The sequence below is a fragment of the Streptomyces sp. NPDC054834 genome, assembly GCF_053611185.1.
In genome coordinates, this window is the sequence record NZ_JBSGZV010000001.1 from 253,088 (window position 1) to 275,933 (window position 22,846).

Annotated in this window: 23 protein-coding genes and 1 pseudogene; 12 read left to right on the plus strand and 12 right to left on the minus strand. The window is 72.3% G+C overall.

The features are described 5' to 3' along the window. Positions 1–71: 71 nt before the first annotated feature. A complete protein-coding gene (locus tag ACWGJM_RS01135) occupies positions 72–794 on the minus strand; it encodes a VOC family protein (RefSeq protein WP_453409560.1) in 723 nt (240 codons plus the stop codon). Positions 795–916: 122 nt separating this feature from the next. On the opposite strand from ACWGJM_RS01135, the gene ACWGJM_RS01140 reads away from it, so the two are divergent. Further along, entirely contained in the window at positions 917–1,564 is a 648-nt protein-coding gene (locus tag ACWGJM_RS01140) for a TetR family transcriptional regulator (RefSeq protein ID WP_453409561.1), read from the plus strand. Between the two features lie 245 nt (positions 1,565–1,809). On the opposite strand, the gene ACWGJM_RS01145 is transcribed toward ACWGJM_RS01140, so the two are convergent. Continuing rightward, positions 1,810–2,262, minus strand: a complete 453-nt coding sequence (locus ACWGJM_RS01145; protein WP_453409562.1) for an Lrp/AsnC family transcriptional regulator — start codon at positions 2,260–2,262, stop codon at positions 1,810–1,812. A gap of 82 nt (positions 2,263–2,344) precedes the next feature. On the opposite strand from ACWGJM_RS01145, the gene ACWGJM_RS01150 reads away from it, so the two are divergent. Beyond that, positions 2,345–2,959, plus strand: a complete 615-nt coding sequence (locus tag ACWGJM_RS01150) for a LysE family translocator (protein ID WP_453409563.1) — start codon at positions 2,345–2,347, stop codon at positions 2,957–2,959. A gap of 14 nt (positions 2,960–2,973) precedes the next feature. Here the strand turns inward: ACWGJM_RS01150 and ACWGJM_RS01155 are convergent, their stop codons facing one another. Both ACWGJM_RS01155 and ACWGJM_RS01160 read right to left on the minus strand, forming a co-directional pair. Then, on the minus strand, positions 2,974–3,468 hold the full coding sequence (locus ACWGJM_RS01155) for a nitroreductase family deazaflavin-dependent oxidoreductase (RefSeq protein ID WP_453409564.1): 495 nt from the start codon (positions 3,466–3,468) through the stop codon (positions 2,974–2,976). Continuing rightward, a complete protein-coding gene (locus ACWGJM_RS01160) occupies positions 3,465–4,658 on the minus strand; it encodes an acyl-CoA dehydrogenase family protein (RefSeq protein ID WP_453409565.1) in 1,194 nt (397 codons plus the stop codon). The genes ACWGJM_RS01155 and ACWGJM_RS01160 overlap by 4 nt, the downstream gene beginning before the upstream one ends. A 127-nt stretch (positions 4,659–4,785) precedes the next feature. Between ACWGJM_RS01160 and ACWGJM_RS01165 the strand changes: the two genes are divergently transcribed. Then, positions 4,786–5,958 carry a thiolase C-terminal domain-containing protein gene (locus ACWGJM_RS01165; RefSeq protein WP_453409566.1) on the plus strand — a complete coding sequence of 391 codons (1,173 nt, stop codon included), beginning with the start codon at positions 4,786–4,788 and terminating at the stop codon, positions 5,956–5,958. 223 nt (positions 5,959–6,181) lie between these two features. Beyond that, positions 6,182–6,850: a pyridoxine/pyridoxamine 5'-phosphate oxidase gene (locus ACWGJM_RS01170; protein WP_453409567.1), complete on the plus strand. Its 669-nt coding sequence runs from the start codon at positions 6,182–6,184 to the stop codon at positions 6,848–6,850. A gap of 37 nt (positions 6,851–6,887) precedes the next feature. Here ACWGJM_RS01170 and ACWGJM_RS01175 read toward each other — a convergent pair whose 3' ends face one another. Genes ACWGJM_RS01175 through ACWGJM_RS01185 form a run of 3 tightly spaced genes read right to left on the minus strand, consistent with a single transcriptional unit; the run spans position 6,888 to position 8,865 of the window. Then, a complete protein-coding gene (locus ACWGJM_RS01175; protein ID WP_453409568.1) occupies positions 6,888–7,796 on the minus strand; it encodes a GNAT family N-acetyltransferase in 909 nt (302 codons plus the stop codon). 40 nt (positions 7,797–7,836) lie between these two features. Then, positions 7,837–8,439 (minus strand): GNAT family N-acetyltransferase, encoded by a 603-nt coding sequence (locus tag ACWGJM_RS01180; RefSeq protein WP_453409569.1) that lies wholly within the window; start codon positions 8,437–8,439, stop codon positions 7,837–7,839. A gap of 9 nt (positions 8,440–8,448) precedes the next feature. Then, positions 8,449–8,865 carry a Zn-ribbon domain-containing OB-fold protein gene (locus ACWGJM_RS01185; protein WP_453409570.1) on the minus strand — a complete coding sequence of 139 codons (417 nt, stop codon included), beginning with the start codon at positions 8,863–8,865 and terminating at the stop codon, positions 8,449–8,451. Positions 8,866–8,917: 52 nt separating this feature from the next. Here ACWGJM_RS01185 and ACWGJM_RS01190 point away from each other — a divergent pair. After that, positions 8,918–9,118: pseudogene (locus ACWGJM_RS01190) on the plus strand (RNA-guided endonuclease TnpB family protein); the annotation flags it as partial. Here ACWGJM_RS01190 and ACWGJM_RS01195 read toward each other — a convergent pair. Next, positions 9,098–9,550 (minus strand): DoxX family protein, encoded by a 453-nt coding sequence (locus tag ACWGJM_RS01195; protein WP_453409571.1) that lies wholly within the window; start codon positions 9,548–9,550, stop codon positions 9,098–9,100. The pseudogene ACWGJM_RS01190 and the gene ACWGJM_RS01195 sit on opposite strands and share 21 nt — an antisense overlap. 216 nt (positions 9,551–9,766) lie before the next feature. On the opposite strand from ACWGJM_RS01195, the gene ACWGJM_RS01200 reads away from it, so the two are divergent. From ACWGJM_RS01200 to ACWGJM_RS01210, 3 genes are all read left to right on the plus strand, one after another. Further along, positions 9,767–11,389, plus strand: a complete 1,623-nt coding sequence (locus ACWGJM_RS01200) for a subtype B tannase (RefSeq protein ID WP_453409830.1) — start codon at positions 9,767–9,769, stop codon at positions 11,387–11,389. 205 nt (positions 11,390–11,594) lie between these two features. Further along, positions 11,595–12,776 carry a flavin-containing monooxygenase gene (locus ACWGJM_RS01205; RefSeq protein ID WP_453409572.1) on the plus strand — a complete coding sequence of 394 codons (1,182 nt, stop codon included), beginning with the start codon at positions 11,595–11,597 and terminating at the stop codon, positions 12,774–12,776. Positions 12,777–13,271: 495 nt separating this feature from the next. After that, positions 13,272–13,811: a hypothetical protein gene (locus ACWGJM_RS01210; protein WP_453409573.1), complete on the plus strand. Its 540-nt coding sequence runs from the start codon at positions 13,272–13,274 to the stop codon at positions 13,809–13,811. Between the two features lie 133 nt (positions 13,812–13,944). Here ACWGJM_RS01210 and ACWGJM_RS01215 read toward each other — a convergent pair whose 3' ends face one another. After that, positions 13,945–14,322 (minus strand): signal peptidase I, encoded by a 378-nt coding sequence (locus ACWGJM_RS01215; RefSeq protein ID WP_453409574.1) that lies wholly within the window; start codon positions 14,320–14,322, stop codon positions 13,945–13,947. A gap of 134 nt (positions 14,323–14,456) precedes the next feature. Between ACWGJM_RS01215 and ACWGJM_RS01220 the strand changes: the two genes are divergently transcribed. The 3 genes from ACWGJM_RS01220 to ACWGJM_RS01230 are packed head-to-tail and all read left to right on the plus strand — an operon-like array spanning position 14,457 to position 18,127. Continuing rightward, positions 14,457–16,685, plus strand: coding sequence for an acetate--CoA ligase family protein (locus ACWGJM_RS01220; protein ID WP_453409575.1), 2,229 nt, complete (start codon positions 14,457–14,459; stop codon positions 16,683–16,685). Beyond that, positions 16,685–17,476 carry an enoyl-CoA hydratase/isomerase family protein gene (locus tag ACWGJM_RS01225; RefSeq protein WP_453409576.1) on the plus strand — a complete coding sequence of 264 codons (792 nt, stop codon included), beginning with the start codon at positions 16,685–16,687 and terminating at the stop codon, positions 17,474–17,476. The genes ACWGJM_RS01220 and ACWGJM_RS01225 overlap by 1 nt, the downstream gene beginning before the upstream one ends. A 54-nt stretch (positions 17,477–17,530) precedes the next feature. Then, the gene (locus ACWGJM_RS01230; RefSeq protein ID WP_453409577.1) at positions 17,531–18,127 is read left to right on the plus strand and encodes a flavin reductase family protein; all 597 of its coding nucleotides are present in this window, start codon (positions 17,531–17,533) and stop codon (positions 18,125–18,127) included. Between the two features lie 25 nt (positions 18,128–18,152). On the opposite strand, the gene ACWGJM_RS01235 is transcribed toward ACWGJM_RS01230, so the two are convergent. Next, a complete protein-coding gene (locus ACWGJM_RS01235) occupies positions 18,153–19,460 on the minus strand; it encodes an MFS transporter (protein ID WP_453409578.1) in 1,308 nt (435 codons plus the stop codon). Between the two features lie 71 nt (positions 19,461–19,531). On the opposite strand from ACWGJM_RS01235, the gene ACWGJM_RS01240 reads away from it, so the two are divergent. Continuing rightward, positions 19,532–20,542, plus strand: coding sequence for a GlxA family transcriptional regulator (locus ACWGJM_RS01240; RefSeq protein WP_453409579.1), 1,011 nt, complete (start codon positions 19,532–19,534; stop codon positions 20,540–20,542). Here the strand turns inward: ACWGJM_RS01240 and ACWGJM_RS01245 are convergent. Further along, on the minus strand, positions 20,532–21,581 hold the full coding sequence (locus ACWGJM_RS01245; protein WP_453409580.1) for a Zn-dependent alcohol dehydrogenase: 1,050 nt from the start codon (positions 21,579–21,581) through the stop codon (positions 20,532–20,534). The two genes, ACWGJM_RS01240 and ACWGJM_RS01245, sit on opposite strands and share 11 nt — an antisense overlap. A 12-nt stretch (positions 21,582–21,593) precedes the next feature. Next, complete coding sequence (locus tag ACWGJM_RS01250) at positions 21,594–22,736, minus strand: acyl-CoA dehydrogenase family protein (protein ID WP_453409581.1); 1,143 nt, start codon at positions 22,734–22,736, stop codon at positions 21,594–21,596. Positions 22,737–22,846: the final 110 nt, after the last annotated feature.

Below are 22,846 nucleotides of genomic sequence, written 5' to 3' on the forward strand. Positions count from 1 at the left end.
CCGGGGGCCATGTTGCGAACCCGGTGACAAATCGGGGTGTCTCCCCATAAGGGAGGCAAAAGCCCGCGGTTTCAGCGGTGGAGCAGCGCGAAGGACGCCCCCTGATTGTCGGTGACGACGGCCACGGTTCCGTACGAGGCCTGGAAAGGCGCCGCCTGCACCCGTCCGCCGAGCCGCTGGACCGTCCCGAGGGCGTCCTCGAGGTCGTCCACCCGGAAGTGGACGAGGAAGTGCGGGGGCATCTCGGCGGGGAAGACGGCGGAGACGGGGGCGCGGCCGAAGTCGGGTTCGGCCTCGGTGCCGAAGAGGGCGTCGTGGAAGAGGCCGCCGTAGAAGGCGTTGGCCGCCTCGGTGTCCCGGGTGTACAGCTCGGCCCAGATGAAGGTGCCGGGGGCGTGGCGCAGCACGAAGCCGGGGTGGTCGCCCGGCTGCCACAGGCCGAAGACGGCGCCCTCACGGTCGGTGGCCAGCGCGGTCGTGCCCAGGTCGTCGACCGGCACCGGCGCCGTGACGATCTGCCCGCCGGCCGCGATGATCCGCCGGCACAGGGCCTCGGCGTCCGGGGTGGCGAAGTACACCGTCCAGACGGTGGGCATACGGCCGTCCGTCTTGGGCGTGAGGGCGGCGACGGGTTCACCGTCCAGCCGCGCCCATACGGAGGTGCCGTACGCCTCCTCGAAGGTCCAGCCGAAGAGTTCCCCGTAGAACCGCTCCCCGGCCGCCACGTCGGGAAGCTGCGCGTCCACCCAGCAAGGGACGCCCTCTCCGTACACCGATGCCCTGTTTTCGGCCATGTCGCCAAAGTAACCGTGCCGCGCGCACCGCGCAGACCAGGCACACCACCTCGTCCGCGCCCGTGCACCCCATTTGCAGTCGGCCGAATCGCGCTCGGATCACCCCTCGGTAAGCTGACGACATGACAGGACAAGTGCGTACCGTCGACGGCCGCGTGGCCGGTCGGCGTGGGCAGGCGACCCGGCAGAAGCTGCTCGACTGCCTCAGCGAGATGCTCAGCTCTTCCCCGTACCGGGACGTCAAGGTCATCGATGTCGCCCGGAAGGCGGGCACTTCGCCCGCGACCTTCTACCAGTACTTCCCGGACGTCGAGGGTGCCGTCCTGGAGATCGCCGAGGAAATGGCCGCCGAGGGCGCCGGGTTGACCGAGTTGGTCGCCGGGCGGTCCTGGGCCGGCAAGGCGGGTTGGCAGACCGCGCAGGAACTCGTGGACGGATTCCTCGAGTTCTGGCGGAAGAACGACGCCATCCTGCGCGTCGTGGACCTCGGCGCCGCCGAGGGGGACAAACGGTTCTACAAGATCCGCATGAAGATCCTGAATTCGGTGAACAACTCCCTCGCGGAATCCATCACCGAGCTTCAGGCCAAGGGCAGGGTCGACAAGGACGTGAACCCGGCCGCGATCGCGGGCTCGCTGGTCGCGATGCTCGCCGCGGTGGCCGGGCACCAGAAGGGTTTCTCGTCCTGGGGCGTCAAGCAGGCCGAACTCAAGCCGAATCTGGCGCTGTTGGTGCACCTGGGCGTGACGGGCCGGAAGCCGACGAAATAGGCCGTTCGGCCGCACCCCTTCTGGGCACCTCTTTTTCCGACACCAAGTCCTGTCTGGCAGGCGGTGGTTCACGCGAGTGGACCACCGCCTGTCGTGCTTTCCGCCCCGGCGAACGCGCTCGCCGGCCGGTTCGAAGGCGCCGACGGCCGGCGCCGGGGGTGCCGAAATCCGCCCCGGCCGCCTGGGTCGCGGTGCCGAGGCCCGCCCCGGCCGCCTGCCGCGCGCCGCCGAGTCCGCCGCCCGTCCTACGCCGGCAGCGGCCGGTCCTTCACCACGTGTTTCATCACCAGCGTGGACGTCAGCCGCTGCACTCCCGGCAGGGTGGCGAGCCGCTCGTCGTAGAGCCGCTGGAAGGCGGCGAGGTCGGCGGTGGCGACCCGCAGGAGGTAGTCCGGTTCGCCGAAGAGCCGCTGGGCGTCCAGGACGTACTCCACCTCGCTGACCGCCCGCTCGAACTCCGCGACGGTGTCCCGGTCCTCCTGCCGCATGGACACGAAGACCAGCGCCTCGAAGGTCAGCCCGACGGCCGCCGGGTCCACGACCGCGCGATAGCCCTGGATGGCGCCGGACCGCTCCAGTTCGCGCAGCCGCCGGTGGCACGGCGAGACGCTCAGCCGCACCCGCGCGGCCAGCTCGGTCACGGTCAGCCGCCCGTCCTGCTGGAGCTCGGCAAGGATTTTCTGATCAACGTCGTCCATGAAGAAGATACTTGCTCAGGATCCGCGATCATGGGCAAATTTCAGGAACACATTCGGGCCATTCACGCCTAATGTCCCCCTCATGGAATCCGCAAGCCTCCTCTCCTTCCTCGCCCTGGACCTGCTGCTGGTGTGCGTACCGGGCGCCGACTGGGCCTATGTGATCGCGGCCGGCCTGCGCGGCCGCCGGGTCACGGGCGCGGTGGCGGGCCTGGTCGCCGGGTACGCGCTGCACACGGTTCTGGCGGCGGCGGGCCTGGCGGTGCTCGTGGCGGGCTCGCCCCGGCTGCTCACCGTGCTGACGGTGGCGGGCGCCGGGTACCTGCTGTGGCTGGGATGGGGGGTGCTGCGCCGCCCGGCCGTGCCCGGGACGGCGGCCGAGGCCGGCGACTCCCGGGTCTTCCTGCGCGGCGCCGCGATCAGCGGCCTCAACCCCAAGGGCCTGCTGCTCTACCTCTCCGTGCTCCCGCAGTTCCTCACCCTCCACGGCGACCACCTGCCCGTCCCCGTGCAGACGGCCGCCCTGGGCCTGCTCCACATGGCCTGCTGCGCCGCCGTGTACCTGACCGTCGGCGTCCTCGCCCACGCCCTCCTGGCCGCCCGCCCCGCCGCCGCCCGCGCGGTCACCCGCACCTCGGGGGCGGCGATGCTCGGCATCGGCGCGTTCCTGCTGGTGGAGCGGCTGGCGACGCTCTGAAACGGCGGGCGGCGCTATGCGCGGCGCGTGAGCCGGAACACCCGGATCTCCCGCTCCACCCGCGCCTGGTACGTCGCGTACGGCGGCCAGAACTCCAGCAGCGTCCTCCAGGCCGCCGCCCGCTCCTCCGCCGCCAGCAGCCGGGCCGTGACGGGTATGTCCTCGCCCTTCCAGCTGACGGAGGCGTCCGGGTGGGCGAGGAGGTTGGCGGTCCAGGCCGGGTGGTCGGTGCGCCCGAAGTTGGAGCCGACGAGCAGCCAGCTCTGCCTGCCCGCCGCCTGCCCGCCCTTCTCCGGCATGCAGGCGAGCGGTGTACGGCGGGCCAGGCCGCTGCGGGCGCCGGTCGTGGTGAGGACGACCCCGGGCAGCAGCCGGGCGCTGAGCAGCACCCGGCCCCGGGTGAGCCGGTGGACCGCCCGGTCCAGGGCCGGGACCACATGCGGGGCGACCTTGGCGAAGCCCCGGGTGGACGACACCTTCTGCACCAGACGCACTCCGACGGCGGTCATCGGGCCGCCACCTCCTCCCGCTCGAAGAACCGGGCAGCTTCGGCCGCCCGTGCCCGCAGCCGGTGCACCGGCCCGAACAGCAGTTCGTCCCCGGCCGCCCGCTTGAAGTACAGGTGGGCCTCGTGCTCCCAGGTGAAACCGATCCCGCCGTGCAGCTGGATCGCCTCGCCGGCCGCACACCGCAGGGCCTCGAGGGCCTGCGCCAGCGCGAGTCCGCCCGCCCGCTCCTGCTGAGTCGTCGCCCAGGCGGCGTAGTACGCGGCCGACCGGGCCGCCTGCACCTGTACGTACACGTCCGCGAGGCGGTGCTTGACCGCCTGGAAGGAGCCGATCGCCCGCCCGAACTGCTCGCGCTGCCCGACGTACTCCACGGTCCGCTCCAGCGCCCGGTCGGCGGCCCCGACGGCCTCGGCGGCGAGCACGGCGGCGACGGTGTCCCCGAGGGCGGCGAGGGCGGCGAGTACGTCGGCGTCCTCGTCCCCGAGCAGTTCGGCCCGCACGTCCCGCAGCTGGACCCGCCCCTGCGGCCGGGTGGCGTCGAGCGCGGTCCGCCGGGTCCGTACGAGCCCCTCCACATCCCCTTCCACTTCCACGAGGAAGAGGAGGGTCCGGGACCGCGCGAAGCCCCCCGCGTGCGCGGCGACGACCAGCAGACCGGCGCTGTGCCCGTCCAGCACCTGGTCGGCCTGCCCGTACAACCGCCAACCCGCCCCGTCCCGGCGGGCCTGCACACCTCCCGCCCGGCCCCCGCCCGCCCACTCCCCGCCGTTGCCGCCGGTCAGGGCGAGGGCGGTGGTGAGGGCGGCGCCGGGGACGGCGAGGGCGGCGGTGAGCGCGCCGGAGGCGAGGCGGGGCAGCAGGCGGGCCCGCTGGGCGTCGGTGCCGAGGGCGAGGATCAGCGGGGCGGCGAGCACCGCGGTGGCCAGCAGGGGTGAGGGGGCGAGCACCCGCCCCACCTCCTCGCAGGCGAGGGCGAGATCGGTGACGGGGCAGCCGATACCGCCGTACGCCTCGGGGAGTGCCAGGCCCGGCAGGCCGAGCTGGTCGGCGAGGGCGGTCCACAGGACGGGGTCGTGCCCGGCCGGGCTGCCGACGGCGGCCCGCAGTTCCTCCGCTCCGCAGCGTTTGTGCAGCAACTCGCGCAGCGTACGGCGGATCTCGTCCTGCTCGGCGGTGAGGCGCGTGTCCATGGCTGTTCCCTCCCGACCACATCTGACGATCCGTCATATTAGGGCTGGGGGATGGAGATGCCCAGGGGTGGACGCCCGGGGGTACGCACCTGCCGGAAGCCACCGGATCTGATGTACCGTCAGATTCATGACGCCAGCGAGCCGGAAAGTCGCCGTGGTGGGTGCAGCCCTCTCCGACTGCGGCCGCGTGGCCGACGCGACCCCGTACACCCTGCACGCCCAGGCCGCCCGCCGCGCGCTCGCGGACGCGGGACTGGACCGGTCGCACGTGGACGGCTTCGCCTCGGCGGGGCTCGGCACGCTGGCCCCGGTGGAGGTGGCGGAGTACCTGGGCCTGCGCCCCACCTGGGTGGACTCCACCTCCGTCGGCGGCTCCACCTGGGAGGTCATGGCCGGGCACGCGGCGGACGCGATAGCGGCGGGCCGCGCGAACGCCGTCCTGCTGGTGTACGGCTCCACGGCACGCGCGGACATCAAGGCGGGCCGGCGGACCGGCGACCTCTCCTTCGGCGCCCGCGGCCCGCTCCAGTTCGAGGTGCCCTACGGCCACACGCTGATCGCCAAGTACGCGATGGCGGCCCGCCGCCACATGATCGAACACGGCACGACGATCGAGCAGTTGGCCCAGGTCGCGGTGCAGGCCAGAGCCAACGCCGCCCTCAACCCCGAGGCGATGTTCCGCGACCCGATCACCGTCGACGACGTCCTGTCCGGCCCGGTGATCGCCGACCCTTTCACCAAGCTGCACTGCTGCCTCCGCTCCGACGGCGGCGCGGCGGTGCTGCTGGCGGCCGAGGAGTACGCGCGGGACTGCCGCACCGCCCCCGTCTGGATCCTCGGCACCGGCGAACACGTCTCGCACGCCACGATGTCCGAGTGGCCCGACTTCACCGTCTCCCCCGCCGCGGTCAGCGGCCGGCTGGCCTTCGAGCGGGCCGGCGTCCGCCCCGAGGAGATCGACTTCGCGGAGATCTACGACGCCTTCACCTACATGACCCTGGTCACCCTGGAAGACCTCGGCTTCTGCCCGAAGGGCGAGGGTGGGGCGTTCGTCGAGAAGGGACGGCTGCTGGTGCGGGGCGGGGAACTGCCGGTGAACACCGACGGAGGCGGCCTGTCCGCCCAACACCCGGGTATGCGCGGCCTGTTCCTGCTGGTGGAGGCGGTACGACAGCTGCGGGGCGAGGGCGGGGAACGGCAGGTACGCCTCGCGGGAGGCGAGTTGCCGCGACTGGGGGTGGCGTCCGGGACCGGGGGGTGGTTCTGCTCGTCCGGGACGGTGATCCTGGGGAGGGAGTGATCCGTCCGGCGGGATCGAGCGGCGCCCGACGCGAAGCGAGGCGGTCAGCTGACACGGAAGCGACCGTCCCCGCACCGGCCAGGGCCAGGACCGCGGCTGATCCGCCTCGGCGAGCGCCTCCGGGGGCTCCTGCGCCGCGCCCCGTACGCGTCCGTACGCATCCGTACGCGCCCATACGCACCCGCTCGCGCCCCCGGAGTGGTCCTGGAGTGATACTCGGCCCATGGCAGCAACCGATCTCCACGAGCTTCTGAGGGGACTGCGGGTCTGGGACCCCGGGGTCACGGAGCTACCCGCCTTCGACCCGACGACCGCGCCCCCGACCCCGCTTCCCCTGTTCACCGCCTGGTTCGCCGAGGTGGTGGCCGCCGGGCAGGCCGAGCCGCACACCATGTCACTGGCGACGGCGGACGAGGAGGGCCGTCCGGACGTGCGGATCGTGATGCTGCACGGCGCCGACGCCGACGGCTGGTCCTTCGCGTCCCACGCCAGCAGCCGCAAGGGCCGGCAGCTCGCGGCCCATCCGTACGCGGCCCTCAACTTCTACTGGCCGGTGCTCGGCCGGCAGGTCCGGGTCAGGGGCCGGGTCACGGCGGCGCCCTCGCAGGAGAGCCAGGCCGATCTGCACGCCCGCTCGACGGGTGCGCTCGCGGCGGCGCTGACCGGCCGGCAGAGCGAGGTCCTGCCGTCGTTGGAGGAGCTTCGGTCCGCCTCGCAGGCGGCCTGGGACCAGGCACGGGAGAACCCGACCGCCCCGTCCCCGACGTGGACGCTGTACCGGCTGCGGCCGGAGGAGGTCGAGTTCTTCCAGGGCGACCCCGAGCGGCGCCACGTGCGGCTCGCCTACCGGCACACGGCGTTCGGCTGGGAGCGGACCCTGCTGTGGCCCTGACTCTGTGGTCCTGGCCCTGTGTCTCTGACCTGTGTCCCTAACCCTGTGGCCCTGACTCGAACCCGTACACCGCGAAGTCGGCCACGGGCCGGTAGCCGATGCGCTGGTACAGCCCGTTGCTGGTCGGATTGGCGAGGTCGGTGAAGAGCAGCACCTCCGTCCCCGCCTCGAGCGCGACCCGGCTCACCTCGGCGGTCGCGGCGCCCGCGTAACCGCGTCCGCGCAGGTGGGCGGGGGTGTAGACGGGCGCCACCCGGACCTGCCCGGCGACCTCGGGGGTCACCCCGGCCATGGCGACGGGGGCGCCGTCGGGGGTCTCCCAGAGTGTGATGCCGCCGGTGGCGATGCGGGCGTCGGCCCAGGCGCCGGGCTCCTGGAACCCGCGCTGGCCGACGGCGTCGGCGAACTCCTCGAACCAGCGGGCCAGCAGCTCCCGGTCCGCCGTCCCGGCCACGCGGGCCCGGCCGTCGGGCGCGGGCTCCGGCACCGTCAAGTCACCCAGCCGGTACAGCCGCTGGCGCTGACGCAGCGCACCGCGGTCCCCCGTCCGTCGCTGCCACGCCGCCGTGAACGCGGCCGCCGTCTCCCGCTCGGCGGAGACACCGGGGACGGCATGGCCGAGGGCGAGCAGCAGGGCGGCGAGAGCGTCGGCCTCCTCGGCGGTCACCGGAGTGATGTTCAACGGGTGCGGAGGCGTTTGGAACAGCACCGCGCGTATGGCGCCGTCAGGGCCCGCCAGCCACCCGAACCGGGGCGCCTCCTCCCCGAAAACGTGCAGTCCGCGCTTGCGCAGCGCGTCGGTCACCGTCAGCGCCACGGTGTGCGGCGCGGGCCGCGAGCGCAGGAAGTCACCGGCGCGGTAGAGGAATTCGCCGAGGTCTTCGGTGAGGTGCCAGTCGTGGTGCCGGTCGTGGTACCAGTCGTGGTGCCGGTCGTCGGGATTCATGTCTCATGTTCCCGTCCCGCTCCCGCGCCCCGCCTCCCATTTACTTCACGGCCGGCTCCGGGTCCGTGGCGATCCGCGCGTGCAGGTGCACGTCCCGGAACGCGTCCAGCCGTCCGGCCTCGAACATGGCCCCGCGCAGCGTCCCCTCGTGGGGGTACCCGCATTTTTCCGCGACCCGGCACGACGCGTCGTGTCCGATCGCGTGCCCCAGCTCCAGCCGGTACAGGCCGAGTTCGGTGAACGCCCAGCGGGTCGCGAGGGCGAGCGCCCGCACGGCGACTCCCTGCCCCCGCGCCTCCGGAAGAACCCAGTAGCCGACGCGGGCGACGCGGACGACCAGCTCAATGGTGTTCAGGCCGATGTGGCCGAGCGTGGCGCCGGTGTCCGCGTCGGTGACGCGGAAGGGCACGCAGTCACCGTTCGCGGCTCTCGCCGCCTGCGCGTGCAGGGAGTCCCGGGCGGTGTCCAGGTCCGTGACCGGCTTCAACGGGGTGTTCCAGCGCAGGAATTCCGGATCCTCCAGGCCGCGCAGCCAGGCCGCCACATCGGCGTCGGATTCCGCGTCCCAGCGGCACAGACGCAGGCCGTGGCCGTGCGGCTCGGGGGCGGGGTGGACGGAGGGCTGCTCATTCACAGAGACCATGACAGCCATTCAATCGCGCGCCCACGTCGGCTCCGCCACCGGCCGGAAGACCGGCACCCCCGCCCGGAACGCCACCTCGACCGCCATTCCCGCGCGCAGTCCCCCGGCCGGGCACTCCACCAGCTCGGTCATCATGCGGGGCCCCTCCGCGAGTTCGACGACGGCGGCGACGTACGGGGTGCGCTCGCCGAAGGGGGGCAGGTCATTGCGGTGGACGACGGACCAGGTGTAGAGGGTGGCGTGGCCGGTCGCCCGGTCCCAGGTGACGTCGTCGCTCCAGCAGTGGGGGCAGAACTCGCGCGGGTAGTGGTGCACCCGGCCGCACGCGCCGCAGCGGCGCAGCAGGAGCCGGCCCTCGGCCGCCGCGTCCCAGTAGGCGCGCGTGAAGGTGTCGGGTTCGGGGACGTCGAACCGTACCGTGCCCATCAGATCTCCTTCGGGGAAGTCACCGGCTTCGGCCGGCGGGAATCGACGGCTCCTGCAAGGCGTCGGACATGTCCGGGTGCACCAGCATCGGCCCGTGCAGGGACGGGTCAAGACGATCAGCGTCAAGCGGGAAGGCCGCCGCTGGTACGTCATCCTCGCCTGCGACAGCGTGCCCGTCGAACCCCTGCCCGCTACGGGTGCGATCGCCGGTATCGCCATGGGCGCCGTGGAGTCACCAGAACCATCCCAGGGCGTGGTCGACGGACCACACCTGCCAGGACATCCCGAACAGCGCGACCAGCGAGATCAGCGCCATCATCGAGTTCTGCCCCTGCTCGGCCCAGTCGTGGATCATGAGGACGAGGTAGAGGAGGTTCAGGAGCAGACCGCCGGCCAGCGCGACGGGGGTGAGGAAGCCGGTCACCAGGCCCAGGCCGAGCGCCAGTTCCGCGTACACCACGACGTACGCCATCACCCGGGGCCTTGGCTCGACCACGACGTGGAAGCCGGAGCGGACCGCGTTCCAGCGGTGCTTCGCCGCGACGTCCGCCGCCCAGGCGATGCCGGTGCCGCGTTCGAACCAGCTCTTCCTGTCCTTGTGCCGCCAGCTCTCCAGCCACCACAGGCCGAGCCCGATGCGGAGCACGGCCAGCCATTCGGAACCGCTCAGCCAGATCGCGTCCATGACATCTGACGGTACGTCAGATATGCGGGAAAGCCGAGGGGCGGGTCGGGGAATCCTGTGCGCCGCCGGTGAAGCTGTGCGTCTCCCTTGAGTTCCGGCGGAATTGTTGACGATTTTGTCGGCGTCAACCTACGTTCGCAAGCGAAAGGCCAAGAGCCCCGAAGGACGAGAGGCAGCAAGGTGAAGCACAGGGCAGTCAAGCGCAGGACGGTAGTCATGGGCCTCGGCGCCACCGCCGGTGTCGCGGCGGTCGGCGGCATCGCCCTCAGCGCCCACGCGGCCGGCGACTCGTCGGCCTCGTCCTCCTCGGACTCGCTGGTCTTCGACCCGGACGGCTACACGAAGCTGACGACGACGATCACGGACGCGGACGGCACCGACCACGACGTGACGTACCACTTCTGGAAGGCGATCACCTACGTCGCCGAGCCGGTTGACGAGAAGTACCAGAGCCTGAACGTCAGCGTTCCGGTCGAGATCGACGGCAAGGCGGTCGACGCGAGCGACGCGCCGATCCTGTTCGCGAACTCCGTCGGCGGATACATGCCGTCGTCGGTGGCGGACGCCACCGGGATCGGCGCCGGGGGCATGGGCGGCGGCATGCCGGGGGGCGCCCCCTCCGGCAGCGCTTCGCCCAGCACCTCGCCCAGCACCTCGGCCGGCGCCTCGCCCACCGCCTCGGCCTCGGCTCCGGGCGCCAACGGCAACACCAACGCCACCGGTGGCGCCCTGTCGAGCAACCAGCTGCTGGCCCTGGCGGCCGGGTACGTCGTCGTCGAGCCCGGCGCCCGCGGCCGCACCCTCAAGAACTCCGACGGCGAGTACTACGGCGTCGCCCCCGCCGCGATCGTCGACCTCAAGGCCGCCGTGCGGTACGTGCGGTTCAACAAGGGCCGCATCCCCGGCGATGTCGAGCGGATCGTGTCCGCGGGCACCAGCGCGGGCGGGGCCCTGTCCTCGCTGCTCGGTGCCTCCGGTGACAGCCCGGTCTACGACAAGTACCTCAAGGAGCTCGGCGCCGCCGACGCCTCCGACGCGATCTTCGCGACCGGCGCCTGGTGCCCGATCACCGACCTGGAGCACGCCGACGGCGCCTACGAGTGGAACTGGGGCACCAACGAGCTGAGCACCGGCAAGCAGGTCGACCAGAGCGTCTCCAAGGAGCTGAAGGCGCAGTTCGCCGAGTACCAGGCATCCCTGAAGCTGAAGGGCCTGGGCGGCTTCGGGCCGCTGACCGCCCGCAACTACGACGCGTACCTGGTCAAGCAGTACCTGGAGCCGTCGGCGACCACGTACCTGGCGAACCTCTCGGACTCCGACCGCGCGACCTACCTGGCCGCGAACACCTTCATCACCTGGAAGAACGACAAGGCCACCTTCTCCTGGGACGACTTCCTCACCCACGTCGGCGCCCGCAAGAAGACCACTCCGGCCTTCGACGCCTTCGACCTGTCGACGGGCGAGAACAACGAGTTCGGCAAGGGCACCACCGAGACCCGCCACTTCACGGCGTACGGCCTGAAGAACGACACCACCGGGGTCACGAGCAAGCGCCTCGACAGCGACATCCCCGAGCTGCTGCGGCTGATGAACCCGATGTACCACCTGGTCGGCAAGGCCAACCCGAACCGGACCAGGCACTGGTGGATCCGCCTGGGCACCAAGGACTCCGACACCTCACTGACGGTCTCCGCCAACATCGCCGCCGCCGCGGACAACCTGGGCGACGACGTGAACCACCTCTACTACTGGGACCAGGGTCACGGCGCCAACACCGACCCGGGCGACTTCATCAAGTGGATCGCCAAGGTGACGGGTCACAAGGGCGCGAAGAAGTAACCGCCCCCCTGAACGCGGCGTCCGTTTCCCGTCTGTCATCGGACACCGCCCGCCCGCGACGTCGTGCTCCCGCGCACCGGAGCCCGGCGTCGCGGGCTTTTTCCGCACCGGCCCCACTCACACCTCTTACAGCCGTGATCAATCCGCAACCAATTCCGGTCTTGACCGAGACCCATCAACCCGGTGCGTGATTACGCTCGCGCTCATGGCCGACTCTGCCCTGACCCCCGCCGACCGACCCGTCTACGTCATCGGCGCCGGCCCCGGCGGTCTGGCCGCCGCGCACGCGCTGCGCGCCCGGGGGATACGCGCGGTCGTACTGGAGAAGTCCGACCGCGTCGGAGCGTCCTGGCGGCGCCACTACGACCGGCTGCACCTGCACACCACCCGCCGCCTCTCGGCGCTGCCCGGGCTGCCGATGCCGCGCCGGTTCGGACGGTGGGTGTCCCGGGACAACGTGGTGCGCTACCTGGAGAGGTACGCCGAGCACCACAGCCTGGAGATCGTCACCGGCGTCGAGGTCTCCCGGATCGAGCGGATGGCCGACGGCACGGGCTGGCTGCTGCACGCCTCCGGCGGGCGGGAGCTGACCGGTGGCGCGGTGGTCGTGGCCACCGGTTACAACCACACCCCTCGCGTGCCCGACTGGCCGGGCCTGGAGGGCTACGGCGGCGAGTTCCGGCACGCGGGCGAGTACCGCAACGCCGAGCCGTACGCGGGGCGGGACGTGCTGGTCGTCGGGGTCGGCAACACCGGTGCCGAGATCGCCGTGGACCTGGTGGAGGGCGGCGCCTCCCGGGTGCGGCTGGCGGTGCGGACCGCGCCGCACATCGTGCGCCGGTCGACAGCCGGGTGGGCGGCGCAGTACACGGGCGTGCTGGTACGGCGGCTGCCCGTCGCCCTCGTCGACGGCCTCGCCGGGCCGATGGCCAGGCTGAGCGTGCCGGACCTGTCCGCCCACGGCCTGCCCCGCCCGGACACCGGGCTGTACAGCAGGGTCCGGCAGGGGGCGATCCCGGTGCAGGACGTCGGGCTCATCGACGCCGTGCGCCAGGGGAAGGTGGAGGTCGTGGCCGCCGTCGAGGGGTTCGACGACGGCAAGGTCGCCCTCGCCGACGGTACGCGCCTGTCCCCGGACGCGGTGATCGCCGCGACCGGGTACGTCCGCGCCCTGGAGGGTCTGGTCGGCCACCTCGGCGTGCTCGACGCCCGCGGCAAGCCGGTCGTGCACGGCCCCCGCGCCCCGAAGAACGCCCCGGGCCTGTACTTCACCGGTTTCACCAACCCCATCAGCGGCATGTTCCGCGAACTGGCCATCGACGCGGAGAAGATCGCGAAGGCGATGGCGAAGGAGGGGGCCGGCCGGCTGTCGAGGCTGCCGGGCTGAGCCCTGCACCCGAGGGTGGCTCCTGGTTCGCGGGCGCACCGGCGCTCGCCGATCGTCCGCATGAGCCGGCGTTCCGCCGCTGGTCATCAGGTCGGCGAACAGGGCGCTTTCAGCGGGACAGTCCACCTCGCCGTCCGCTGTCGGGTGCCACCCGAGCGGCAGCGTCGACGCCCGTGTTGCAGGCCGTACGCTCGTCTGAAACTCGATCAAAGTATGGCTTGTGTTCGACAGTTCGACCGTGCCGGTCGCCCCGTGCGCCCGGCCGGCCGGCAGTGCCTCTTGGCTTAATCGGCATCGAATTGGCCTTGCGTCCACCGGTGACCGTGTGACTAAAGTGACGGCCTGCTCCCGGTCAGTTGGGGAACTGCCCGCCCGCATCGTCCGGGCGGGACGGGAGCGGACGACCACTACAAGCTCAGCGCAACCGAGACCACACACGCGCGTGCCACCACGGGCCGGTCTCCTTGCGCCTTCATCAAATGGGGGAACACCGCCATGCGCAGACTGCTGCCTGCTCTTGCCCTGTCCACCGCTGTCATCTCTTCGGTTTTCGCAGCTCCGCAAGCCCTCGCCCAGGAGTCGAAGCCGGCTCCCGCGAAGGTGTCCATCACCAAGGTCGGGCTCGCGCCGACGGCGAACGCGCAGACACGTGCGCTCGCGGCGGCGAATCCCGCGGCGGTACGTGCCGCCGCCACGCTGTGCGGAAGCGGATACAAACTGGCACGGGCGGAACAGCTTCCGGACTCCCGTCGGTTCGGAACCCTGTTCACGTACGCCAAGTACACAACGGGCGGGACGGACGGCGCATGCGCCGTCTTCGACAACAACACCGGGTCCAAGAAGCACATGAAGCTGAAGCTGTGCTGGACCACGTGCAAGGTCGACGAAGGCACGTACTCCGAGTACGCGGGGCCGGTCAAGTACGAGAGCAGCGCCTCCACGTTCCAGCCGAACTGCGCGGTGGTGAACGCCCTGATGTGGTCGGACGGTGTCGCGATCATCGACCGGCAGACGCACGTCGACGCCTGCGACTGACCGCCGCCCGTCGCTCTCCCGCCAGGCTTCACCAACCCCATCGGCGGCATCTTCCGGGCGTCGACGCGATGAGGGTCCCCCGCGCAGGGGGCCCTCCCGCTCGAGCGAAGCCGAGAGTGGGGCAGGGCGTGTCCTAAGCAGGACGCTCCCGCGTCACCGCGTAGCCCCGCACCGACGGCCAGCGCACCGTCAGCACCACCGAGTCCTGCTCGGCGAACCAGGAATGGTCGACCCCGCGACCCCACACGACGTAGTCGCCCTGCTGTTCCAGGACGACACTGCGACCGGGAAGTTCGACGCGGAAGCGGCCACTGACGAGTACGAGGAGAGCCGTGCGCTCCTCCCCCTCCACCCATGCCGCTCTCTCGTCACCGCGCGGGTGGACGCCCCACTTGATCTCCACGGCCTCGCTGTGCCGGGGATCGCCGGTGTCCTTGAAGTGCCCCAGGAGCCATCCTCGGTCCAGCGCCGCGTCCTTGCCCGCGTTACCCACGTACACACCGTCGCTCACCGCCTGGACGCTACCAGCCGCTCCGGTCGTCCTGGGGGCATCTTTGCGTGCACGACCCATTCCTGACAGTACGTCAGTTCAGTAATCTGACAGAGCGTCAGTTGGATGGCTGTCACACAGGAGCGGGCGGACCGATGCTTGGATCAACCCACGGCACCCTCACCACCGACTCCCGCCGGGCCCGGGTCGTCGCCTGCGGTGAGCCCCGGACCGGGCCCGCCGTTCACGGCCGGGCGGCCGACGTGGACGAGCTGGACGTCAGCGGGCGTCCACTGCACCGGGACGTACCCGATCTCGACCGGTTCTTCCGGCCCGGGTCCGTCGCCGTGATCGGCGCCTCGGACGCGGAGGGGCGGCCCAACACCGGCATCACAAGGCAACTGCTGTGCTGGGCCGAGCGGGTGGGGGCTCGGGTGCATCCGGTGCATCCCAGCCGGCCGGCCGTCTTCGGCGTCCCCTGCGTCCCCTCCGTCGCCGGCCTGCCCGAGCAGGTGGACCTGGCCGTGCTGCTGGTCGCCGACCCGCTGCCGGTGATCGAGGAACTCGCCGAGGCCAAGGTGAGGTTCGCCGTCGCCTTCGCCTCCGGGTTCGCGGAGACCGGCGAGGAGGGCGCCCGTGCCCAGGCCCGGCTCGCGGCGGCCGCCCGGCGCTCCGGCCTCCGGCTGCTCGGGCCGAACACCAACCTCAACGCCTTCGAGCGGTTCCGGGATGACCTGGACGGCCCGGCGATCGCCCTCATCACCCAGTCCGGGCACCAGGGACGGCCGGTCTTCGCCCTCCAGGAGCTCGGCATCCGGCTCTCCCACTGGGCGCCCACCGGCAACGAGGCCGACCTGGAGACCGCCGACTTCATCTCCTACTTCGCCGAACGACCGGAGGTCGGGGCCATCGCCGCCTACGTCGAGGGCCTGAAGGACGGCCGGTCCTTCCTGCTCGCCGCCGACCGGGCCGCCCGCCGCAAGGTCCCGGTCGTCGCCGTGAAGGTGGGGCGCACGGAGGCGGGGGCCCGTACCGCCGCCTCCCACACCGGCAAGCTGACCGGGGCCGACGACGTGGTGGACGCGGCGATGCGGCAGTACGGCGTGATCCGGGTCGACGGCCTCGACGAACTCCAGGACACCGCCGCCCTGCTGGCCCGTGCCCGGGCACCGCGCGCCGACGGGGTCGTCGTCTACTCCATCTCGGGCGGCACCGGCGCGCACGTCGCCGACCTGGCCGCCGGGACGGGCCTCAGGCTGCCGGTGCTGTCCGAGGGCAGGCAGGCCGAGCTGCACCAGTGGATACCCGAGTACCTGAACGTGGCCAACCCGGTGGACAACGGCGGCCACCCGGTCGGCGACGAACGCGGCCGGAAGATCATCGACGCGATCCTCGACGACCCCGAGGTGGGCGTGCTGATCTGCCCGGTCACCGGACCCTTCCCGCCGCTGAGCGACAAGCTCGTCCGGGATCTCGTCGACGCCGCGGAGCACTCGGACAAGCTGGTGTGCGTGGTGTGGGGGTCACCGGTCGGCACCGAGCCCGCGTACCGGGAGGTGCTGCTCGGGTCCTCCCGGGTGGCCACCTTCCGCACCGTCGGCAACTGCCTCACCGCCGTCCGCGCCTACCTCGACCACCACCGCTTCGTCCACGCCTACCGCTCCCCCTTCGACGAGGCGCCCCGCACCCCCTCGCCCTCCTTCCGCAAGGCGCGCATGCTGATGCGGCCCGGCCAGCAGCTGAGCGAGCACGCCGCCAAGCAGCTGCTGCGCGCCTACGGCATCCGGGTGCCGCGCGAGCAGCTGGTGACCAGCGCGGCGGCGGCCGTGCGCGCGGCGGGCCAGGTCGGCTACCCGGTGGTGATGAAGGCCTCCGGCGCGCAGATCGCCCACAAGACAGAGCTCGGTCTGGTGAAGATCGGCCTGACCTCGGCCAGCCAGGTCCGGGACGCCTACCGGGAGCTGACCGACATCGCCCGCTACGAGGGCGTCTCGCTGGACGGCGTCCTGGTGTGCCAGATGGTCGAGCGGGGCGTGGAGATGGTCGTCGGCGTCACCCACGACGAGCTGTTCGGGCCGACCGTGACCGTCGGGCTCGGCGGGGTGCTGGTGGAGGTGCTGCGCGACGCGGCCGTACGCGTGCCGCCCTTCGGCGAGGACCAGGCCCGGGACATGCTCGCGGAACTGCGCGGTCGGGCCCTGCTGGACGGGGTCAGGGGACGGCCGCCGGCCGATCTGGACGCGCTCGTGGAGGTCGTGCTGCGGGTGCAGCGCATGGCGCTGGAGCTCGGGGACGAGCTGGCGGAGCTGGACATCAACCCGCTGATGGTGCTGCCCCGGGGGCAGGGCGCGGTGGCGCTGGACGCGCTGGCGGTGTGCCGCTGATGGCGGAGACGTCGGTGCTGCACGAGAGGGCCGGTCAGGTCTCGTGCATCACGCTCAACCGGCCCGAGGCCCTCAACGCCCTCACGCCCGGCCAGCGGGAACGTGTCATCGCGCTGCTGGCGGACGCCTCGGCCGACCCGGAGGTACGGGCCGTGGTCATCACCGGGACCGGGCGCGGTTTCTGCGCGGGGGCCGATCTGCGGGGCGGTGCGGGGGCGGGCGAGCGGGTCGCCGGTGATGTGGCGCGCGTGCTCCGCCTCGGTGCCCAGCGGCTCACCGGCGCCGTCCTGGACTGCGAGAAGCCGGTGATCGCCGCCGTGAACGGTACGGCGGCCGGTCTCGGCGCCCATCTCGCCCTCGCCTGCGATCTGGTGCTCGCGGCGGAGTCGGCCAGGTTCATCGAGGTGTTCGTGCGGCGCGGACTCGTACCCGACGGCGGCGGCGCCTATCTCCTCCCCCGGCTGATCGGCCCGCAGCGGGCCAAGGAGCTGATGTTCTTCGGCGACGCGCTCACCGCCGCCGACGCCGAGCGGCTCGGGCTGGTCAACCGGGTCATGCCGGACGGGGAGTTGGCGAAGACGGCCCGCGCGTGGGCGGAGCGGCTGGCCTCCGGCCCCACCCGCGCCCTCGCCCTGACCAAGCAGCTCGTCAACGCCTCCCTCGACGCCGACCGCGCCACCGCCTTCGCCGCGGAGGCGGCCGCGCAGGAGATCAACATGACGACGGCGGACGCGCGTGAGGGTCTCGCCGCGTTCGTGGAGCGCAGAAGCGCGGAGTTCAGGGGCCGGTGAGGCCCGGCGCGACCCTTCCCATCTGACGAGCCGTCAGCTTCAATGGAAGGCGTGATGGGACACGCAGGGGCGGCCGCCGCCGCCGTCCGTTATCTCAGGTCGGCCGGGACCCCGGCCGCCGTGGAAGCGCTGCCGCGCCCGGAGTTGCGCTGCGTCGGCGCGGACGAACGCGCCCCCGTGGACCAGGCCGAGTTCCGGCGCGTCCTCGGGAACTTCGCGACGGGCGTGACCGTGATCACCGCACCGTCCGCCGAAGGCGCCCACTCCCCCGCCGGCTTCGCCTGCCAGTCCTTCTCCTCCCTCTCCCTCGACCCGCCCCTGGTCGCCTTCATGGTCGGCCGGGCGTCGACGACCTGGCCGCGCATCGCCCGCGCGGGCGCCTTCTGCGTCAACGTCCTCGCCGCCCGCCAGGGCGACCTGTGCCGCGGCTTCGCGGTGAGCGGCGCGGACAAGTTCGCGGGCGTGGAGTACGACGCGGCCCCGGTCTCCGGCTCCCCGCGCCTGGCGGGCACGGTCGCGTGGCTCGACTGCACGATCCACGCGGTGCACACCGGGGGTGACCACCTCATCGTGGTGGGACGGGTGGACGCGCTGGGGACGGGCGGCCAGGACGAAGCGCCCCTGCTGTTCCACCAGGGGCGCTTCCTCTGAGCCGGCGCGAGTCCGACGGCAGGGCCTAGGCCACCGCCGGCACGGGGACCGCCTGCTTCCGCCGGATCACCAGGGCCATCAGGGCCGCCGCCGCGCACAGGGTGCCGGAGGCGTACCAGATCATGTTGTAGGAGCCGAAGACGTCCCGGGCGACGCCGCCGAGGTAGGCGACGAGGGCCGCGCCGACCTGGTGGGAGGCGAGGACCCAGCCGAAGACGATGGCGCTGTCGTCGCCGTACTGCTCGCGGCACAGGGCGAGGGTGGGCGGGACGGTGGCGACCCAGTCGAGGCCGTAGAAGACGATGAAGAAGATCATCGGGGGGTGGATGCTCGGGCCGAGCAGCATCGGCAGGAACAGCAGGGAGAGGCCCCGCAGCGCGTAGTACACGGCGAGCAGGCGGCGCGGTTCGAAGCGGTCGGTGAACCAGCCGGAGGCGATCGTGCCGACGACGTCGAACACGCCGATGACCGCGAGCAGGGAGGCCGCCGTCGTGACCGGCATGCCGTGGTCGTGGGCGGCGGGCACGAAGTGGGTCTGGATCAGGCCGTTGGTGGAGGCGCCGCAGATCGCGAAGGTGCCGGCGAGCAGCCAGAACGGGCCCGTGCGGACGGCGGAGGAGAGGATGGTGAGGGCGCGGCGGGCGGCGCCGGTGACCGGGGGCGGCTTGGGGACGAACTCCTGCGCGCCGTACGGCTTCTGGCCGACGTCGGCCGGGTGGTCGCGCAGCAGCAGCCAGACGAACGGCACGACCGCGAGGGCGGCGAGCGCCACCGTGACGGCGGCCGGGCGCCAGCCGTGGTTCTCGACCAGCCAGGACAGCACCGGCAGGAAGATCAGCTGGCCGGAGGCGGAGGCGGCGGTGAGGATGCCGCTGACCAGGCCGCGGCCCTCGGTGAACCAGCGGTTGGTGACGGTAGCGGCGAAGGCCAGCGCCATGGAGCCGGAGCCGAGGCCGACCAGGAGGCCCCAGCACAGCATCAGTTGCCAGGCCGCCGTCATCCACACGGTCAGGCCCGATCCGAGCGCGATCACGGTCAGCGCGACGGCCACCACCCGGCGGATGCCGAAGCGGTCCATCAGCGCGGCGGCGAACGGCGCGGTGAGCCCGTACAGCGCGAGGTTGATGGAGACGGCCGCCCCGATGGTGCCGCGCGACCAGCCGAAATCCTGGTGGAGCGGGTCGATGAGCAGTCCGGGCAGCGAGCGGAAGGCCGCCGCGCCGATGATCGTCACGAAGGTGACGGCGGCGACGAACCATGCCCTGTGGATGCGGGGCTTATTGACTGGTGGGGTTTCCTCTGCGGTGGCCACGGCCTCGGTTGTCTGGGTCACGCCATAAAGCTTCCGCCGCGGGCCCGCGCGCATCGAGTGGCCCGAAGGACAGCATTCGCTAGGATCGGGCCATGGAAACGGCCACAGGCTTCCGCCCGCACCGCGTCGTCGTCCTCGCCCTGGACGGCCTGCTCCCCTTCGAGCTGGGCATCCCGCACCGCATCTTCGGCCGCCCCAAGGACGCCCGGGGACGGCACCTGTACGAGGTCGTGACCTGCTCGGTCCGGCCGCCCGGCCCGGTCGACACCGACGCCGACTTCGCCATCCACGTCGCGCACGGACCCGAGGCGCTGGCCACCGCCGACACGGTGATCGTCCCGGCCTCGTACGAACTCGGCCCGGTCTTCGAGGAGGGCGTACTGACCGAGGAGCTGGCCGCCGCGCTCGCGCGCGTCCGCCCCGGCACCCGGCTCGCCTCCATCTGCACCGGCGTCTACGTCCTGGCCGCCGCGGGCCTCCTCGACGGCCGCCCCGCCACCACGCACTGGGCCGACGCCGACCGCTTCCAGCGCCTCTTCCCCCACATCCGGGTCGACGCGGACGTGCTGTTCATCGACGACGGCGACATCCTCACCTCGGCGGGCGTCGCCGCCGGCATCGACCTGTGCCTGCACATGGTGCGCCGCGACCACGGCACGGCGGTCGCCAACGACGTGGCCCGCCGTACGGTCGTACCGCCGCACCGGGACGGCGGGCAGGCGCAGTACATCGAACGGCCGGTGCCCGCCCCCCAGCAGGCCACCACGACCGGCGCCCGGGCCTGGGCGCTGGGCCGGCTGCACGAGCCGATCCAGCTGCGGGACATGGCCGCGCAGGAGTCGATGTCGGTACGGACCTTCACGCGCCGCTTCCGCGAGGAGGTCGGTGTCAGCCCCGGCCAGTGGCTCACCCAGCAACGCGTCGAGCGGGCCCGGCACCTGCTGGAGTCCACCGACCTGTCCGTCGACCAGGTGGCCCGGGACGCCGGGTTCGGCACGGCCCAGTCGATGCGTCAGCACCTCCAGGCGGCGCTGGGGGTGACACCGACGGCGTACCGGCGGACGTTCCAGGCCACGGTCACCACACGCGCGGTCAGAAGGTGAGCACCGCCCGCGCCACCCGCCCGGCCTCCGCGTCCGCCCGCGCCTTCTCGAAGTCCTCCACCGGGTAGGCCGCGGTCACCAGTTCGTCGAGGAGCAGGTCGCCCCGGCGGTACAGCTCGGCGTAGAGGGCGATGTCGTGCTGGGGGCGGGAGGAGCCGTAGCGGCAGCCCAGGATCGCCTTGTCCAGGTACATCGAGGAGACCAGGAAGGACGCCTCGGCCGTGGCCGGGGGGACGCCGAGGAGGATCGCCTGGCCCTCCCGGTCGAGGAGGTCGATCGCCCGGCGGATCAGCTCGATGCGGCCGACGCATTCGAAGGTGTGGTCGGCCCCGGTGGGCAGCAGGTCCCTCACCCCCTCCGTCGAGGTCAGGAAGTCGGTGGCGCCGAACTGCCGGGCCGCCGCCTCCTTCGCCGGGTTGTTGTCCACGGCCACGATCCGCAGGGCGCCCGCGAGCCGCGCCCCCTGGAGGACGTTCAGCCCGATCCCGCCGGTGCCGATCACCACGACGCTGTCCCCGCGCCGCACCCGGGCCCGGTTGAGCACGGCGCCCACGCCGGTCAGCACCGCGCACCCGATGAGCGCGGCGGAGGGCAGCGGGATGTCCTTCGGGATGCGGACCGCCTGCACGGCCTTCACCACCGTGCGTTCGGCGAACGCGGAGTTGGACGCGAACTGGTACAGCGTGTCCGCGCCCCTGGTGAACGGGCGCCCCGGCCGTCCGATCGCCTTCCGGCACATCGTCGGCCGGCCCCGGTCGCACTCCGCGCACGTGCCGCAGTTGGCGAGCGTGGACAGGGCCACGTGGTCGCCGGGCGAGACATGCGTGACGCCCGCGCCGACCGCTTCCACCACTCCGGCGCCCTCGTGCCCCAGGACCACGGGGACGGGGAAGGGGATGGTCCCGTTCAGCACCGACAGGTCGCTGTGGCACAGCCCGGCCGCCGAGATCGCCACCCGCACCTCGCCGGGTCCCGGATCCCGTACCGCCAGATCGTCCACGACCCGCACCTGCTCGCCGTCGAACACCACACCACGCATCGCTCGGCCCCCTCAGCCCTTCGGTTCCCTCGGCAGACCGAGCACGCGCTCGGCGATGATCGTGCGCTGCACCTGGTCCGAGCCGCCGTAGACGGTGTCGGCCCGGGAGAACAGGAACAGATGCTGGAACGCGTCCAGTTCGTACGGCGCCGCCGGCGACCAGTCGGCCGGGCCCGCGCTCGCCGCCGCCCCGCGCACCGCCATCGCCAGCTCCCCGAGCCGCTGGTGCCAACCCGCCCACAGCAGCTTGGCCACGCTCGGGGCGCCCGGGTCGCCGGAACCACCGAGCGTGCGCAGGGCGTTCCAGCGCATCACCCGCAGCTCGGCCCACTGCCGGACCAGACGGTCGCGTACGACGGGATCGTCGGCGGCGCCGGTGTCGAGGGCCGCCCGGACGACCCGCCCCAACTCCTCGGTGAACCCGATCTGCTGGGCGAGCGTCGACACCCCCCGCTCGAAGCCGAGCAGGCTCATCGCCACCCGCCAGCCGTCGCCCTCGCCGCCCACGACGTGCTCCACGCGCGCGCGTGCCCCGTCGAAGAAGACCTCGTTGAAGTCGCTGGTGCCGGTCATCTGCCGGATGGGCCGCACCTCGACGCGGCCCGGCTGGTCCATGGGCACGAGCAGGAAGCTCAGTCCGTGGTGGCGGCGGGAGCCGGGGTCGGTGCGGGCAAGCACGAAGCACCAGTCGGCCTCGTGGGCGAGGGAGGTCCAGATCTTCTGGCCGGTGATCCGGTAGGACGATCCCTCACGCACCGCCGAGGTGCGTACACCCGCCAGATCGGACCCGGCGCCCGGTTCGCTGTAGCCCTGGCACCAGAGTTCCTCACCGGCAGCTATGGGCGGCAGAAAGCGCGCCTTCTGCTCGTCGGTGCCGTGTGCGATGAGGGTGGGCGCGAGCAGGTTCTCCCCGATGTGCCCGGAGCGCGGCGGCGCCGCCGAGCGCGCGTACTCCTCGGCCCAGGCCACCTGCTGCGTGAGCGTCGCGGTCCGGTTCCCGTACCCGGACTCGGCCCACCCGAGCCCGATCCACCCGGCCCCGCCGAGGGTGCGCTCCCAGGCCCGGCGGTCCGGGACATTCCCGGCGTGCTCCGCGAGCCAGGCGCGGGCCTCGATCCGGAACTCATCATCATCGGAAGTGAATTCGAAGTTCACGGGCGTCTCCTCTCAGCGCCGGTCGCACAAGCCCACCTCAGGGGCGCGGGGCTGTATCGACATGCGGCTCCGCCGCGTGGGCGCGACAAGCCACAACCAACCCGCAGCCG